This is a genomic window from Hymenobacter glacialis, from assembly GCF_001816165.1.
Classification (GTDB): domain Bacteria; phylum Bacteroidota; class Bacteroidia; order Cytophagales; family Hymenobacteraceae; genus Hymenobacter; species Hymenobacter glacialis.
Genome location: NZ_MDZC01000023.1, coordinates 48,899 through 64,337 on the forward strand (window position 1 = coordinate 48,899; position 15,439 = coordinate 64,337).

Consider the following 15,439-nt stretch of genomic DNA (forward strand, 5'->3'; position numbering starts at 1 on the left):
TCGGGGTTGCCTGATACTGGCTTGAGTGGCGTTTAAGAAACCCACTTGGGCCAGAGCAAGTAGGCTAGCGGCCGCCGAGCAGGCCACCCAGCAGGCCGCCCATGCTGCCGCCACCGCCCAGCAGGCTGCCCAGGCCGCCGCCGCCGGCTTGCCGGGGCTGGGTGTTGGGCCTGCCACCCAGACCGCCCAGAATGGACATCATGGAGCCCAGGCCGCCGCTGCCAATGCCCGAGCCTTGCCGGGGTACATTGGCCGAGGAGTTGCCGCCGCCGCCCAGCATGCCGCCGCCCAGCAGGCTGCCCAGCATACCACCCAGGCCGCTATTGGCCGCGCCACCGAGCAGGCCACCAAGGCCACCGCCCATCATGCCGCCGCCCATGCCCTGGCTTTGGCTCCGGCCGCCGCCCATTACACGGGAAATAACCATGGGCGCCACCACGCCCAACAGGCCGCCCAGCAGGGCTCCTTTGGGAATGCCCACGCTGGAAAGCTTGTCGCCGATGCCGCTGAAAAAGCCCTCCTTGGCGGGGTCTTCGGGATTGTGCTGCACCTTGGCTGCCTGGTCGACCACGGTCTCCAGGGTTTGCTGCTGCTGGTGGTTGATGCCCAGGTATTGCGACATTTTGGTAATCATGGCTTCCTCTTCGTTGGCGTAAGAGCCGTCGGCCCGCGCAAAGCTGATGAGGTCGGTGATAAGCGAAAAGCGCAGCTCGCTGCCCTTCAGAGCGTCCAGGTTCTGCTGAATGGTATGGTTGGTGGCGTCCTGTGCGGCGGCCAGCACCTGCTGGGTGGCTCCGCCCGATAGCCCGGCCTGCTGGGCCAGGGCCTGTAGGAACTCCAGCTCTGCCCCGGACGCTTGGCGGTCGGCGGTGGCCAGGCTTGCAATTGCGCTCAGGTAAGCGGTTTTTTCGGTTTCCGAATAGTTCTGAAGGAGTTGGGATTCCATAGCAAATTGTAAGTGAGGGTTGAGCAAAGGGGTTCCCGTGCTTAACGCACCTGTTGAGAATACGTTGCTTTCGGGTGAGAGCGACTGAAATCAAATAATTTTTTTGCCGATGCTGTTGCGTTTTGTGTGCCTGAAAATGAAATTGTTGCTGCTTTTTGGGGCCTCCAACCAGAGTAGAATGCCCATTAAAAACGAAAAATTGTTTGGTGCTTCCAAAAAGACCCCCCATCTTTGCAATCCCAAACGGAAACAACCACGGGGGATTAGCTCAGCTGGTTCAGAGCATCTGCCTTACAAGCAGAGGGTCACTGGTTCGAACCCAGTATCCCCCACACTGATAAACAGTCACTTAGCAGTAATACTAAGTGACTGTTTTGTTTTTGGTTTAAACATTGGTTTAAACAATTATTTCCGGGAGGTTAGCTCAGTTGGTTTAGAGCGCTGCTTTCACACGGCAGAGGTCGAAGGTTCGAATCCTTTACTTCCCACACCATTCAACAGCCACCCAGCTTTCTGCCGGGTGGCTGTTTTGCTTTGCGGTGATAGCCAGTGCATGCTACTGAGGGGCGCATCTTTGCAGGTAGCAGGGCTGCCCGCTGCCGCTGCTGCATTTTTGTGTCTGTGCGCTTTCTTTCTTCCTTTCTTGTTTCGCGCCGGAAGGTGACCAGCCTGTTTTTCGGGCTGCTGGCTTTGTTGGGCGTGGCCCTGCACCGGGACTACGGCATGAGCTGGGACGAGCCCGCCGACCGCCTCAACGCCTTTGTGAGCGCCAAGTACGTGGCCCTGCAGCTGGCGCCCGCCCTGGCCAAACGCCAGCCGCGGCTGGCCGATATTCCGGACCTGAGCCGGCACCGCGATGCCGACCACGGTGTGCTATTTATGCTGCCGCTGGTGGTGCTGGAGGCCGTGTGGCCCGGTTCGGACCCGGCGGAATGGGCCTATCGGCGGCATTTGGTGGGGTTTCTGCTGTTTTTGGCTGGGGGGGGGGGCGGTGTACCGGCTGGGGCGGGAGCGGCAGGCCAGCTGGCGTTGGGGGCTGGTGGGAGCGGGGCTGCTGGTGCTCTCGCCGCGCATTTTTGCGGAGGCATTTTACAACTACAAGGACATGGTGTTTCTCAGCCTGTTTGCGCTGGGCATGCTCACGCTCACGCGGCTGCTGCGGCGGCCCACGCTGGGCCGGGCCCTGTGGCACGCCGCCGCTACCGCCGCCGCCGTTGATGTGCGCACCATGGGCGTGCTGCTGCCACTGCTCACACTGGGTTTTGGGGTGCTGGAAATGGCCTGCCGGCCGGTGCGGCGGCGGCAGCTGGCCCGGGCGCTGGCACTGTATGTGCCGGTATTAATGGCGCTGGTGGTGCTAGGATGGCCGTACTTATGGGAAAGCCCACTGGCGCATTTCCTGGCCGCGTTGCGCAGCTTCAGCCAGTATGCCAAGCCGCTGAAGGTGTTTTACTGGGGCGAGTTTGTGGCCATTCAGGCGCTGCCGTGGCACTATGCGCCCGTGTGGGTGCTCATCACCACACCGGTGCCGTACACGGTGCTTTTTGTGGTGGGCGTGGCGGCGCTGGGCCGGCAGGCGGTGCGGGTGGGGCCGGGAAGGTGGCTGCGGCAGATGAGCGCGCGCCGGGATTTGCTGGTGCTGGCGTGGTTTTTCGGGCCGTTGGTGGGGGTGGTGGTGCTGCACTCGGCTATCTATGACGGGTGGCGGCATCTGTACTTTATTTATCCGGCTTTTGTGCTGCTGGCGGTGCGGGGGCTGCGTGCGCTGGTGGCGATGTGGCGGCGCATTGAGGCGGGGCCGGGCCGGCGTGGCTAGTGCGCGCGGCCGCGGGCGGACTGCTGCTTTTGCTTAGCCTGGGTACCGCGCAGGTAGCGTGGCGCATGGTGGCCGAGCATCCGTTTCAGTATGCGTATTTCAGCTTGCTGCCCGGCCGGGTGGTGGAGCAGCACTTTGAACGGGACTACTGGGGGCTGGCCACGCGGCAGGGCCTGGAATGGGTGCTGGCCCACGACCCGCGCCCGGTGCTGACGGTGGGCATGGACGAGCGCACGGCGCTCACGTTGCTCATCAACTCGAAAATGCTGGCACCGGCGGCGCGTGCCCGGCTGCGCATTGTGGCCCCGGCCGAAGCCGAGTATTACTTCAGCATTCACCGCTGGCACCCCGGCCCGTATCCGGCAGCTATGGGGCGGCGGGTGCATACCGTGGAAGCGGGCGGCGCTACCCTGCTCACGGTGCTGCGCCGGCCGTAAGCGGGCGGTGGAGTGTTTCTTTGTGGCATCATTCACAAATCCCGGCCTAGTGCGGGGATAGTGGTTTTGCCCTGCCTTCTGCGTCCTTTCCATGCCGCTACTTGAAGTTGTTGATGCCCGCCTCGCGCGGCAGTTTCTGGATTTGCCCGCGCAGCTGCACGGCAACCACCCGATGTACATCGGGCCCATGACCGATGAGATAGCTGCGGTGTTTGACCCGGCCAAGAACCTGAACTTTGCCAATGGCGAGGCCATTCGCTGGGTGCTGACGAATGACGCGGGCACGGTAATCGGGCGGGTGGCAGCTTTTCTCAACCGCGGCGCGCCAACCGTAGCCGATGCCGAGCTGCCCACCGGGGGGCTGGGTTTTTTTGAGTGCATCAACGACCAGACAGCGGCCAATGCCCTGTTTGAAGCCGGCCAGCAGTGGCTGGCGGCGCGCGGCATGCAGGCCATGGACGGCCCCATCAACTTCGGGGAGCGCGACGGCTGTGGGGGCTGCTGGTAGATGGATTTGAGCTGGAGCCCACCTACGGCATGTTCTGGCACCCGCCCTACTACCAGCAGCTATTTGAGAGCTACGGCTTTCAGCTGTATTTCAAGCAATACACCTGTGCGCGGGGAGTGGCCACGCCGCTACACCCCAGCTTTGCCCAGCGCGCCGAAGGCTTTGCTGCCGCCCAACCCGCCTACCGCTTTGCGCATGCCCTGAAGCGCGAGCCCGAGCGCATGGCGCAGGATTTCCACCACGTGTACAACCTGGCCTGGGCCAACCACTCGGGCGTGCCGCCCATGAGCCTCGACAAAGCCCGTCAGCTGGTGAAGCAGATGCGCCCCGTACTGGACGAGCGCCTGCTCTGGTTTGCTTACCACGAAAACGAACCGGTGGCCTTTTTCCTGAGCCTGCCCGAGCTGAACCAGATTCTCAAGCACGTGGGGCCGCGGCTGGACCTGCTGGGCAAACTGCGTTTCCTGTGGGAAAAGCGCCGCTACCAGCGCCGCCAGCCCAAGAAAATGTTTGGGGTGATATACGGCGTGGTGCCCGCTCACCAGGGCAAAAACGTGGATGCCGTGATGATGGTGCACGCCCAACAAGCCCTGATAGCAGCGGGCTACACCGACATTGAGATGAACTGGATAGGCGACTTCAACCCCCGCATGCTGGCCACCATCCGCTCCATTGGCGCGAAGATTTGCAAGACGCACGTAACCTACCGCAAGCTGTTCGACGAAAACCGACCCTTTGAGCGCTGCCCGATAATTCGCTAGAACGGGTAGCCGATGGCTAGATTCAACCGGCCGGCCTTATTCTCTGGGGTGCCGGCGGGGGCGCGCAAGGGCAGGGCGTAATCGAAGCGGATGACGAAGAACTGCACATCGATGCGGATACCCGCGCCGGCACCCACGGCCAGCTGGTTGAGGAACGTATTGGCTTTGAAATCGCCGCCGGGGCGGCCGGGGTCGGGGTTGACCAGCCAGATGTTGCCGGCATCTACAAACACGGCCCCTTTCACGTAGGGAAACAGGTCCTGGCGGTATTCCAGGTTGCCTTCGAGGCGAATATCGCCCACCTGGTCGTAGAACTGGTTGGCGGTTTGGTCGGGGGTGTCGGGCACGTAGGTACCGGGCCCGATGCCGCGGGCGGCAAAGGCCCGCACGCTGTTGGGGCCACCAATGCCGTACTGCTTGGGGTAGGGCAGCACCCGCGAGTTGCCGTAGGGGTTGCCGATGCCAGCCAGCAGGCGCGCCACAATGCGGTTGCCGGAGGCCGGGTCGGGGCTGATGCGGTAGTACTCGCGCACTTCCAAATCGAGCTTGAGGTACTGGCTATACTCCTGGCCCAGCAGGGTATTGCCGCCCGAGGAGCCTTTGGGCGTTTTGAGGGACGTGGCCAGGCCCTGAGCCAGGTTGCCGCTGCCTTCAACCTGGCCGCTGAAATAAATCTGCTGGCGGCGCTGCTCCAGCGACTGCTGGTTGTAGGTGTAGCGGTAGGAGCTGGCCAGCACAAACTGCTGCTGAAACGCGCTTTTCAGGAAGCTTTTCTCAGGCGTGTCCAGAATCTTGGTGAATGCTTTAGTTGGGGTAAACTGGACATAGGTGATGTCGATGGGCCGGAGTTCCTGCTCGTTGGTAATCTTGGTTTTCCAGGTGTAGCCGTAGTTTACGTTGAAGAAATTCTGCGAAAAGTAGTTGGCGCGCGTCACGGCCCGCACGCCCACTTCAATCTTGGTGCGGGGCTGAAAGTCAGAATTGGGCAGGTTCACGTCGAGCAGCGGCAGGTTGGGCGTTACCAGGCGCGGAATGAGCAGCTGCGCGTTGACGCCGTACTCAAAGCTGGTGAGGCCCAGGGCGCCGTTGCCCCCGCCGGTCTGGGTTTCGGTAGAGGCAATGCCGTTAATGAGCAGCTGTTCGGCGCCTCGCAGGGCCGAGCGGTTGCGGAACGTAACCTTGAGGGCCGGGCCGGTGAAGCCGTTGGTTTTGGTAGTAAGCTGGACTTCAGCCCGCAGGCTTTTCTTTTTGAGCTGGGTCATCAGCACTTCGGCGTCGAGGCGGTGGCGCAGGCCCACCGAGCGGTTGGTGCCGGGCACGGCATCGGCCGGTACAGTCACGGTGGTGTCGCCGGCCACGGCGGGCTTGAAGCGGATTTCCACGAAGCGGAAGGTGCCCAGGCTCATGAGGCGGCTCAGGGTCTGGTCGCGGCGGCGGCGGCGGTACACGCTGTCAGGGTAGAGGAACGTAGCACGGGTAATGGCTTTGGCCCGGAACATTTCCTCATCGGGGAAATATTGGTAGCCCCGAAACAGTAGCGGGTTGCGCATGGTGGTGTCCGTCAGCACGTAGCTGGTATTCAGCTTCACCTGGTCGAGCCAGTAGGGGCGCAGGGCCTTGGGCGGGGCGCTGTTTTTGAGGCGCACATCCACGGTAGCCTTGTGGTCGAGGGTGCTGTCGACCTTGAAAACGAGGTAGTCGGGTGCGAAGTAGTAGTAGCCCTGCTCTTTCAGCTTGGCGTCGATGCGCACCCGCTCGTTGGTGAGGGTGGCCAGGTTGTAGGCGTCGCCCACTTTCACCAGGCTTTCGCCCTGCGTGTTGCGGATGGCTGCCCGTACCAGCGAGTCGCCCTGCGGGAAGTTTACCTGCGTGTAGCGGTACACCTGGCCCGGCAAGGCAGTGTAGTCGATGGAAGCCGTTTTTTCCTCTTTTTTTACTTCAAAAGAAGCCCGACCATTAAAAAAACCGTTGTTGTGCTGGCGGTTCACCAGCAGGTCGCGCACGGCGGCGGGCTTGGCCTGCGACAGGTAGATGGGCGGCTCTCCGAACTTATCGGCGAAGAATTTGCCCAGGCCTTTTTTCTTGCCCACGCCCATGTGCCAGAAGTACAGCTTGGGCCGCATGCCCAGCAGCGACGTATTGGGCTTGGGGCCCACCACCGACTCCAGCTCCGTTTGCAGGGCGCTCTGGTTGTTTACCGTCTTTTCGTCGGCTGGCGGCTTAATAGTCACTTTGCTGCCGGTATAGAGCCGCTCGCCCTCGGGCACAAATTTTAGGCCCGAGCAGGACGCCAGCAGCAGGAGCACTGGCACCAGCAGGAGAGTGCGGCGGGCGGACGCAGCGGTAAGCAAAAGCTTTGTTAAAGGGCTGACTGGACTCAAAACAACAAAATTAAGCGGGTGGCCAGCCGGGGATTGGCGGCGATGGAATGGGGGACGGGCGGAGCGGAGCAGCTTTCTCATTTCAGTCGGCTGCTGGTTTTGCTGCTGTCTACTCGGGCCGTGGGCGGCGCTTGCAGCGAATCCTGTAAGGCTTTCCTCTCTATTTTCTCTTCTTTGCGCCGCTCTTTGCGCTGCTCTTTTATTTCAGGCGGCAGCTTGGCAAACAGCTCCTTCAGGTTATCGTACTCGCGCTGAAACACCAAGGCCGCGCCGGTTTTAATGAGCTGGCCGTCGATGTCCTCGTAGGCGTTCTGGCGGAAGGCGCGCAAGCGCAGGCGGCCATCGCGCAGAATGCTGTACTCGATGCTGATGTCGCCGGCAAAGTTGCTGGCCGAGCTGCTGCCCTGGGTGGCTTGCGAGCCCGCGCCGCCCAGCGGAATGTCGGTGCCGAGGCGCACGGACAGGCGGTTATTTAAGAATTGGCGCTTCACGGCCACGTTCAGGTCGGTGCGGCTTTTGGCGGTGCCACTGCTGTAGTCGGCTTGGTTAGTCACGCCCAAGTCGAGACCTAAGCCAGAGAGGTACTTGCCAGTCAGGTTATTGAGTTGGTCGGTGAGCACGGCGCTGGCCGAGCCACGCAGCTGCGAGGCCACAAAGCTTTCGCTGGCGCTGCTCTCAAACGGGTTTTGCTGCAGGAAGCGGCCCAATATCAGCAGCGAAAAGACCTGCTTGCTCTGCTCCGAGGTTTGGTTGGGCTGGCGCAACTGGGCCAGCTTGGCTTCCACCTGGCCGCTGAGCGCGCCGCGCTGGTTGTCGGGCAGGGTAATATCGAAACCGATGAGCGGCTCGCTGAGTTGCTCGGTCACCTTTAGCTCTACATCGAAGGGCAGGGTATTGCGGGCGGTGGTGTTGGCAATGGCATTGTCCAGGCCCTGGCCGGCCAGCAAGTCGGCGGGCGCGGCGTTCACCTTGTACACGGCCGTCACGTTGAGGTCGGCGTTGTAGGGGTCGCCGCTCCACGTCAGGCTCGAGCCGGGCCGGATGCTAAAATCGCGCGAGGCCAGGTCGTAGAGCGAAAGGTGGTAGGCGCCGCTGGCCACTTCCAGCCGGCCGCTGAGCGTGATGGTACCCGTGGGGTCGATGTTGGTATTGAGCGTGCCGTTGGCGCGCACCTCCAGGTTGTCGCCGCTGATGGGGTCGATAATGACGGTGACGGGCGTCTGGTCGGTCACCGTGACCACGGCCGTGATGTCGTAGCCGGAAGCCGTTTTCACGGTGTCCAGCGCCAGCTGCCGCTGCAGCATGGTGTCTACGGGTGCGCTCTTGTCAATCCATTCCACAATGCCCTCGGAGTCCACCTTGTTGGCCTCCGTACCCGGCGACTCAATGGTGAGGTTGGAACCGTTCACCACCGTCACGTTGGTGTCAATCTTTAGCAGTTCCAGCGGACCCGTGATGCGGGTGCGGGAGTCTACCACCAGTTTGCCGTAGAAGAGCGGGTTGTTTTTGCGGGTGCTGTTCACGGCCGTGAAGTTGTCGGTGGTGGCCGTGAGGTCAAAATTGTAGTTAATGAAATCTTTGGTCATGAGGTAGCCATTGGCCACCGCTTTGTTGTCAGCCGAGTCGCGCACCGTGAAGTCGTCGAACTTAATGCCCCGGTCGTCAAACGTGAGCTCCTGGCCGGGTAGGTAGTACAGTGCGCCCAGTTGCGTTACGGCAAACGCGGCATCGGGCGAGGTAGTGAGGGTGCCGCGCACCACCGGCGCCGATGGCGAGCCCTGCACCGTGAGTTGCCCGCGCGCGTAGCCCGCTGCCCGTTCCAGCTGCCCGAGCGAGAAGGCCTGGGCCAGCTGCAGCTGCAGGCGCTGGGCGTCCACGGTCAGGTTGAGGGGCGCGTTGCTGTCGGCCTGGTAGTAACCGCTCACGCGCACGTCGTTGCCCTCGCCGCCCACCGAGCCGCTCGCGCCGCCGGTCAGGCGGGCGTCGATGTCGTAGCGGTTGGGGGTGGGGTTGGTGGCGTTCACGGCAATGTCGCCGATGACGGCCTTCTGAAAGGTGAGGCCCTTGACGGTGGCATCGGCGGTGAAGGCCATGTTTTTCTGGCCCAGGTTGCGCAGCTCGGCCGTGCCGTTGAGGGTGCCGGCCAGCAGCGAGTCGGACTGCTGCACGGCCTTGGCCAGCTCGGCCAGGTCGAAGTTATTGAAGCGCACGTTCAGCGGCGAAGTTTTCACCTGGGGATTCTCACTCTGCAGAATTAGCTCGCTGCGGCCGTTGGTCAGGTCGAGGCCATCGGCCACCACGGCGCCGCTGGGGAAATAGCGCACGAAGTTGTTGGCCCCGGCCGTCCAGTTCTCATAGTTAATCACCTGCTCAGGTGCGGCCACAAACTCATACACCACGCCTTTTTCGGTAGGGAAGGTGCCGTCGGGGCGGGTGCTGAGGGTGCCGGCCAGCGCCAGTCGCTCGCGGTTGGCCGAGTCGCCGAGTATGGCCACGCGACTAAATACTTTGTTGTCGGCCACGTTGCCGACGATGCTGGGGCGGCGCAGCCGGATGGCGGTGTCCTGCGCGGCCTGGGCCATGCGCACCCCGTAGTCCAGCTTGCTGGGGTCCGAATCCACGGCCAGCTTCAGGGAGTCAATCCGATAAGCAGCGTAGCGAATTACGGGGATGCTGGTATTGGCCGTGAGGCGGGCCGCCTGCCGCGAATAATCGCCGCTGAGCGTGAAGGGCGAAATCTCCTTCAGGTCGGGCACCAGCTTGGTGGCTAGCTTGGAGTCCTTCAGCTGCAGCGAGTAGGTAAAGCGCCGGTCGGCGGAGTTGGGCACGTACCGCACGCCGGGCACGTCGAAGTAGCGGTCGAGGTGCTGCTGCAGCTCGGTAGCCAGGTTGCCCAGGCGAATGTTGCCATCGAGGCGCACATTGGCAATGTCGGAGGTGATAACGGCCAGCGTGCGGCGGTCGTTCTGCACAATGCGGCCGTTAAGCGAGTCGAGCGGAAAGCGCTGGTTGTCGCGCACAATCACGATTTTAGTGCCGCTGAACGTACCGTTGATGGAGTTCAAATCCGAGCCGCGCAGGTTGGCGGTCAGGTCACCCTGCACGCGCAGGTCGCCGCCGGTGTAGAAGCCCAGCGCCGTGAGGTTGGCCCCGCGCAGGTTCAGGTTTGTGACTTCGTAGGTGGGGTTGTTGGCATCGCGCAGATTCACCACGGCCGTCAGGTCCAGGTCCAGATTGGGGTCGTTTTTGCTGCTGGCGTTGATGACGTAGCGGTTGCGGTCGAGGTCGACGGTGGCGGCCACGCCCTTGTAGGTGTAGCCGTTGTAGCGGGCGCTCTGCACGTTGGCCTTCACCTGGCCCACCAGCGTGCCGGGGTCCTGCAGGTTGCCGGTGGCGTTGATGCGGCCCGTGGCCGTGACGCGCCCAATGGTGGGGTCTTTCAGTAGTTTGCCGAAGTCAAAGCCCTTCACCGCGAAGGTGCCCACCAGCGGCTGCCGGCCGTTGGCCTGCGCCTTGCCCAGCTTGCCATCGAAGGCCAGGTCCCCGTAGCTGGTGCGGGCCTGCAGGTCGGTATCAAACTGCAGCGTGGTGGGGTAGCCCTTAAAGGTGCCGCTGACGGCGAAGGTGGGCGGAATGCTGATGTTGTCCGGGATACTGCCCTTGGGCGCCAGACTAAGAATGTCGGCCCGCGACGAGCTGAACTGCCGCAAATTCGCATCTACATACAGCCGCCCGTCCACTTCCGGCAGGCCCATGATGCGGATGCGGGGCGCCTTTACCACGGTGTTGCGCAGACCCACGAATTCAAAATTGCGAATGGTCATGTCGCCCACGCGGCCGGCAATCTGGCCGTTCACCAGCACGCTCTGGTTGGAGCCGGTGTTGAAGGGCGGCGTGCCCGCCAGGTCGGGGGCCAGGTACAGAATATCGCGGAAGCCCAAACGCACGTTGCGCAGGTCGCCATCAAGCTTCAGGTTGGGCAGGTTTTTGGTGTTGCTCAGGGCCGCCAGACTCTCGTAGCCTATGGCCAGCTTGCGCCGGATGCGGGTGTGCGGGGTAATCAGGTCGAGGCTGTCGAGGCGAATTTGTACCGAGTCGTACACTACATTGGCCCGCCAGGAGGTGATTTCAAAGCCACTTTTTTCCTTGCCGGCCAGGTTGTCGACCTTGGCCGTGGTGCGGTTTTCGGTGTAGCTCAGGTCGCGCGTGTTCAGCACGAGGTCGGTAAAGGCGAGGTGGTTGTAGTCGAGGGCCGGCAGGCGGGTCTTCTGGGCGGGCTCGTTGAAGTTGTCAAACTTCACGGCGAGGCCGCTGATGTCGGACTCGTTCAGGGTCACCTTCCAGGCCATGCGCTCGCCGGTGGCGGCCTTGTTCTGGTCGGCGGCCTCATCGAGCTTGCGCACAATTTCGGCGGGGTTTATCACCCGCTCCTCCACTGCAATGTCCTTGTTCTGGGCGTAGGCGAAGGTGGTGTTTTTAAGCGTGAGCTTATCCAGCGCCACCAGCTCCTTTTGCAGGTCGATGTTCTTGGCCGTGATGTCGGCCAGGCCAATGCTGGTGCTGATGTACTGACCCGACGGCGCATTCTTATACTCAAAACGCACGCTGTCGAGCGTGGCCTGGTTGATGCCGAACTGCACCGAAATAGGCTCGGTGGGAGCGGGGTTATCCACCTCCGGCGCCGTTTTAGATTGCACAATGCTGATGGCCGAGCGGCGCAGCGTGGCGTTATCCACTTTGTAGATGGAGTTGTCCACATCTACCTCGTCCATGGTGGCCGTGAATTCCCCAATGCGGGCCCGCAAGTCGGAACCGGTTATCTCATCGAGTTGGGTGAAATGGATGTTGGTGAGCCGGGCTTTGCCAATGTCGTACTTCAGCCCCGACGCGGTGGTGTCGACCGGCGCGGTGGGCTCGGTGAAGGCATCAACGATGAAGTCGTAGTTGTTCACCGAGTCGGGCTCGGTGCGCGTGAGCCGCACGCGGCCGTTGTTCAGCTCCACGTTCGACACATTGATTTGGCCCTTGGCCAGCGCCCAGATATCGATATCGACACCCAGGTGGCCCACCGAGAGCAGGGTGTCGCGCTGCTGGTCTTCCAGGTACACGCCGTCGAGGTTGATGGCGTGGCGGAAATCAGTCCGAAACTTCCCGATGCGTACTTCCGTCTTCAGCTTGTCGCGCAGGTAGCCTTCCGCCCTACGGGCCACGAAGTCCTGCCCGGAAGGGAACTGCAGGAACGCCACCACGGCGATAACGAGCAGCAGGACAAAGGCTAATAGCCCGAGGATACCGTAAAGGGCACGACGCAGAAAAGTGGACAAAGCAGAGGAGGAGTAAGCGGCAAATAAAGCAGTATCTGCTACCCAAACGCAAACAACGGCGTACGGGTTGGCAATTAGTGCTTTGCTATGCTCGTATAATGCCAGCAAATGCGGGCAGTCCGATAGCCCCCTTATCTTGCATGCCCCAAACCACCGATTGCATGATAGTTCGTTTTTCCCTCCCTTACCGCACCGTGTACGGTCAGCACCTGGCCGTGTGCGGCTCCCACCCCGACCTGGGCAACTGGAAGCGCATCCAGGCGGTGCCCATGTCCTACGACGAGGCCACCACCTGCTGGCACTTTGACCTGACCATTGACGAGGCCGCTGGCGAGCAGGAGCTGACTTATAAGTACCTCCTGCTGGATGCCCGTACCAACAGCTCCCAGTGGGAATTTGGCCCCAACCGCACAGTAACCCTTGCCGCTTCGCCAAATGCCCCCCAGCGCCTGCACCTCGCCGACTACTGGCGCGCCCCCGCGCAGGACGAAAACGAGCTGCTGACCGCCGCGTTCACCGATGTGCTGTTTCGGCGCCCGGCGCCCGCAGTCCGGCCCGTTGGTAAGGGCAAAGGCAGGAAGGCCAGCACGGCGCAGGCCGCTCCCGGCCCCGCTACTCCCGCCGCGGGCGAAACCGTTTTTAGCATTCTCGCGCCGCGCGTGGAGCCGCAGCACCACCTGTGCGTGCTGGGTTCCGACCCAGCCCTGGGAGCCTGGGACAACACCAAGGCCCTGGTGCTGAGCGACGCCCAATACCCCAACTGGGAGGCCCGCGTGCAGCTGGCGGACCCCGCCGAAAACTGCTTTTATAAATACGCCATCTGGGACGCGCAGGCCGGCCATGCCCTGGACATGGAGGGCGGTGAAAACCGCGTGGTGCCTGCCACCACGGATAGCACGGCCGCCCGCATTTTCCACGACCAGGACTACCGCTACCCCACCGCCTGGCGCGGGGCCGGGGTGGCCCTGCCCGTGTTTGCCATGCGCAGCGAAAGCGGCCTGGGCGTGGGCGAGTTCTCGGACCTGAAGCTGCTTACCGACTGGGCCGTGCAGACGGGCATGAAGCTGGTGCAGATTCTGCCCATCAACGACACCACGGCCACGCACACCTGGATGGATTCTTATCCGTACGCCGCCATTTCGGTGTTTGCACTGCACCCGCAGTTCATTCACCTCGAAGGCATTGCCGCCCTCAAGGACAAGAAGGCCGCCCAGGAGCTGGCCGGCCTCAAGCAGGAGCTCAACGCCAGGGACTTTGTTGATTACGAGCCGGTGATGAACGCCAAGTGGCGGTTTCTAAAGCTGCTGTATAAGCAAGAAAAAAAGGCGTTCCTGGCTGACCCCGACTACCGCGCCTTCTACCAGAGCCAGGCCGAGTGGCTGGTGCCCTACGCGGCCTTTTCGGCCCTGCGCGACCGGTTTGGCACGGCCGACTTCCAGCAGTGGCCCGCCGAGTTCCAGACGCCCCAAAACCTGCACGAGCTGACCGCCGAAACTGCCGCCAACTACGACGACTTCGGCCTGTTCTTCTTCACCCAGTACCACCTCGACAAGCAGCTGCTGGCCGCCGTGAACTACGCCCGCAGCCGGGGCGTGGTGCTGAAGGGTGACCTGCCCATCGGCATCTACCGCCATTCGGTGGATGCCTGGACGCAGCCCGAGCTCTACCACATGGACCGGCAGGCCGGCGCCCCGCCGGATGATTTTTCCACCACCGGCCAGAACTGGCGCTTCCCCACCTACAACTGGGAGCGCATGGCCGCGGACGACTACAAGTGGTGGAAGCAGCGCATGGGCCACCTGGCCCGCTATTTCGACGCCCTGCGCATCGACCATATTCTGGGCTTCTTCCGCATCTGGGAAATGCCCATCGAGTCGGTAGAAGGCTTGCTGGGGCACTTTGCGCCCGCGCTGCCGCTGCACCGCCACGAGATTGAGCGCCGCCTGGGCTGGTTTAGCCACAGCCGCCTGTGCGAGCCCTACATCCGCTGGCACATGCTGCAGGACATCTTCCAGGGCGAAGCCCAGGCCGTGTTCGATGAGTACCTGGACGACGCCAGCTACGGCCACATCCACCTCAAGGAGGCCGTTGATACGCAGCGTAAAATTGAAGCCTACATCGCGGAAAAGGTAAGAGTGAAGAGTGAAGAGTTAAGAGCTGGAACGGACCCTTTAACTTTTAATTCTTCGCTTTTAACTGAGCTAAGCGACTACTTTGCCTGGCTGCAGCAGGGCCTGTTTCAACTCGTAAACGAGGTGTTGTTCGTGCCTGCCGGCGATGACTTCTACCACCCGCGCATCACCCTCAACAAAAGCTATTCCTTCCGCGAGCTGCGCTCCGACGAGGACCGCCGCCGCCTGTACGACGACATTTACCTGGACTTCTTTTTCCGCCGCCACGAGGAGTTCTGGCGCCAGCAGGGCCTGGTGAAGCTGCCGCCCGTGCGCTACGCTACCAACATGCTCATTTGCGGCGAAGACCTGGGCATGGTACCTGCCTCTGTGCCCGGCGTGATGAAAGAGCTGGGCATGCTGGGCCTCAATATCCAGCGCATGCCCGCCAACCCCGAGACCGAATTCGGCCACCCCGATGCCGCGCCCTACCTGAGCGTGGTCACGACCAGCAGCCACGACATGAGCACCGTGCGCGGCTGGTGGGAAGAAGACCGGGTGCGCACCCAGCGCTTTTTCGAAACCATGCTGGGCCACTGGCGCGAGGTGGCCCCGTTCTACTGCGAACCCTGGGTGGCGCGCGAAGTGCTGGTGCAGCACCTGCACGCGCCGGCCATGTGGGCCATTTTCCCGCTCCAGGACCTGCTGGCCATGGACACGGGCCTGCGCCGGGCCAACCCCCACGAGGAGCAAATCAACGTGCCCAGCAACCCCACGCACTTCTGGAAGTATCGCCTGCACCTGCCGCTAGAGGAACTGGTGGACGCCGTGGGCTTCAACGAGCCCCTGCGGGAAATGGTGTTGGCCAGCGGGCGGGCGGAAAGCTAACGGCTCAAGTCCGGCAGAGAGCGGCTGGGCGGCGTAATGCACTTCAAGAAAACATAGCCCCTGATTGTCGTTTACCGGCAGTCAGGGGTTTTTTTGTTGGTGAGCAAGCTGGTGTGAAGTGCCAGTGCAGGAGGGTGAGCCGGGATAGGCTACCCATAAATAGTTGTGCAGAAGTACCTATTCAATCTTGAACGTCATGCTTCGACAAGCGGACGCCAGATAGGGCATGACCGCTTTTTTCCCCTTGAGGCTACCTCTCCGCAGCCG

General features: G+C 62.2%; 9 protein-coding genes and 2 tRNA genes. 8 read left to right on the forward strand and 3 right to left on the reverse strand.

The features are described 5' to 3' along the window. Positions 1-64: 64 nt before the first annotated feature. Positions 65-946: a TerB family tellurite resistance protein gene (locus BEN48_RS02925; protein WP_070732779.1), complete on the reverse strand. Its 882-nt coding sequence runs from the start codon at positions 944-946 to the stop codon at positions 65-67. Positions 947-1,203: 257 nt separating this feature from the next. Between BEN48_RS02925 and BEN48_RS02930 the strand changes: the two genes are divergently transcribed. The 7 genes from BEN48_RS02930 (at position 1,204) to BEN48_RS19555 (ending at position 4,468) form a co-directional block, all read left to right on the forward strand. After that, positions 1,204-1,278: transfer RNA gene (locus BEN48_RS02930), tRNA-Val, on the forward strand. An 81-nt stretch (positions 1,279-1,359) separates the two neighbouring features. After that, positions 1,360-1,434, forward strand: a tRNA-Val gene (locus BEN48_RS02935). Between the two features lie 133 nt (positions 1,435-1,567). Next, complete coding sequence (locus BEN48_RS18975) at positions 1,568-2,164, forward strand: hypothetical protein (RefSeq protein ID WP_158010085.1); 597 nt, start codon at positions 1,568-1,570, stop codon at positions 2,162-2,164. Further along, a complete protein-coding gene (locus BEN48_RS02940) occupies positions 2,052-2,762 on the forward strand; it encodes a hypothetical protein (protein WP_125932447.1) in 711 nt (236 codons plus the stop codon). The genes BEN48_RS18975 and BEN48_RS02940 overlap by 113 nt, the downstream gene beginning before the upstream one ends. A gap of 29 nt (positions 2,763-2,791) precedes the next feature. Beyond that, the gene (locus tag BEN48_RS02945) at positions 2,792-3,199 is read left to right on the forward strand and encodes a hypothetical protein (protein WP_125932448.1); all 408 of its coding nucleotides are present in this window, start codon (positions 2,792-2,794) and stop codon (positions 3,197-3,199) included. 91 nt (positions 3,200-3,290) lie between these two features. Continuing rightward, a complete protein-coding gene (locus tag BEN48_RS19550; RefSeq protein ID WP_241502151.1) occupies positions 3,291-3,707 on the forward strand; it encodes a hypothetical protein in 417 nt (138 codons plus the stop codon). A gap of 29 nt (positions 3,708-3,736) precedes the next feature. Further along, positions 3,737-4,468 (forward strand): hypothetical protein, encoded by a 732-nt coding sequence (locus BEN48_RS19555; protein WP_241502152.1) that lies wholly within the window; start codon positions 3,737-3,739, stop codon positions 4,466-4,468. On the opposite strand, the gene tamL is transcribed toward BEN48_RS19555, so the two are convergent. Further along, on the reverse strand, positions 4,465-6,819 hold the full coding sequence (tamL, locus tag BEN48_RS02955; RefSeq protein WP_070732785.1) for a translocation and assembly module lipoprotein TamL: 2,355 nt from the start codon (positions 6,817-6,819) through the stop codon (positions 4,465-4,467). The two genes, BEN48_RS19555 and tamL, sit on opposite strands and share 4 nt — an antisense overlap. Positions 6,820-6,926: 107 nt before the next feature. Continuing rightward, positions 6,927-12,173 carry a translocation/assembly module TamB domain-containing protein gene (locus BEN48_RS02960; RefSeq protein WP_070732787.1) on the reverse strand — a complete coding sequence of 1,749 codons (5,247 nt, stop codon included), beginning with the start codon at positions 12,171-12,173 and terminating at the stop codon, positions 6,927-6,929. A 161-nt stretch (positions 12,174-12,334) separates the two neighbouring features. Here BEN48_RS02960 and BEN48_RS02965 point away from each other — a divergent pair, with 161 nt between their 5' ends. Further along, positions 12,335-15,172, forward strand: coding sequence for a 4-alpha-glucanotransferase (locus BEN48_RS02965; protein ID WP_070732829.1), 2,838 nt, complete (start codon positions 12,335-12,337; stop codon positions 15,170-15,172). Positions 15,173-15,439 lie beyond the last annotated feature (267 nt).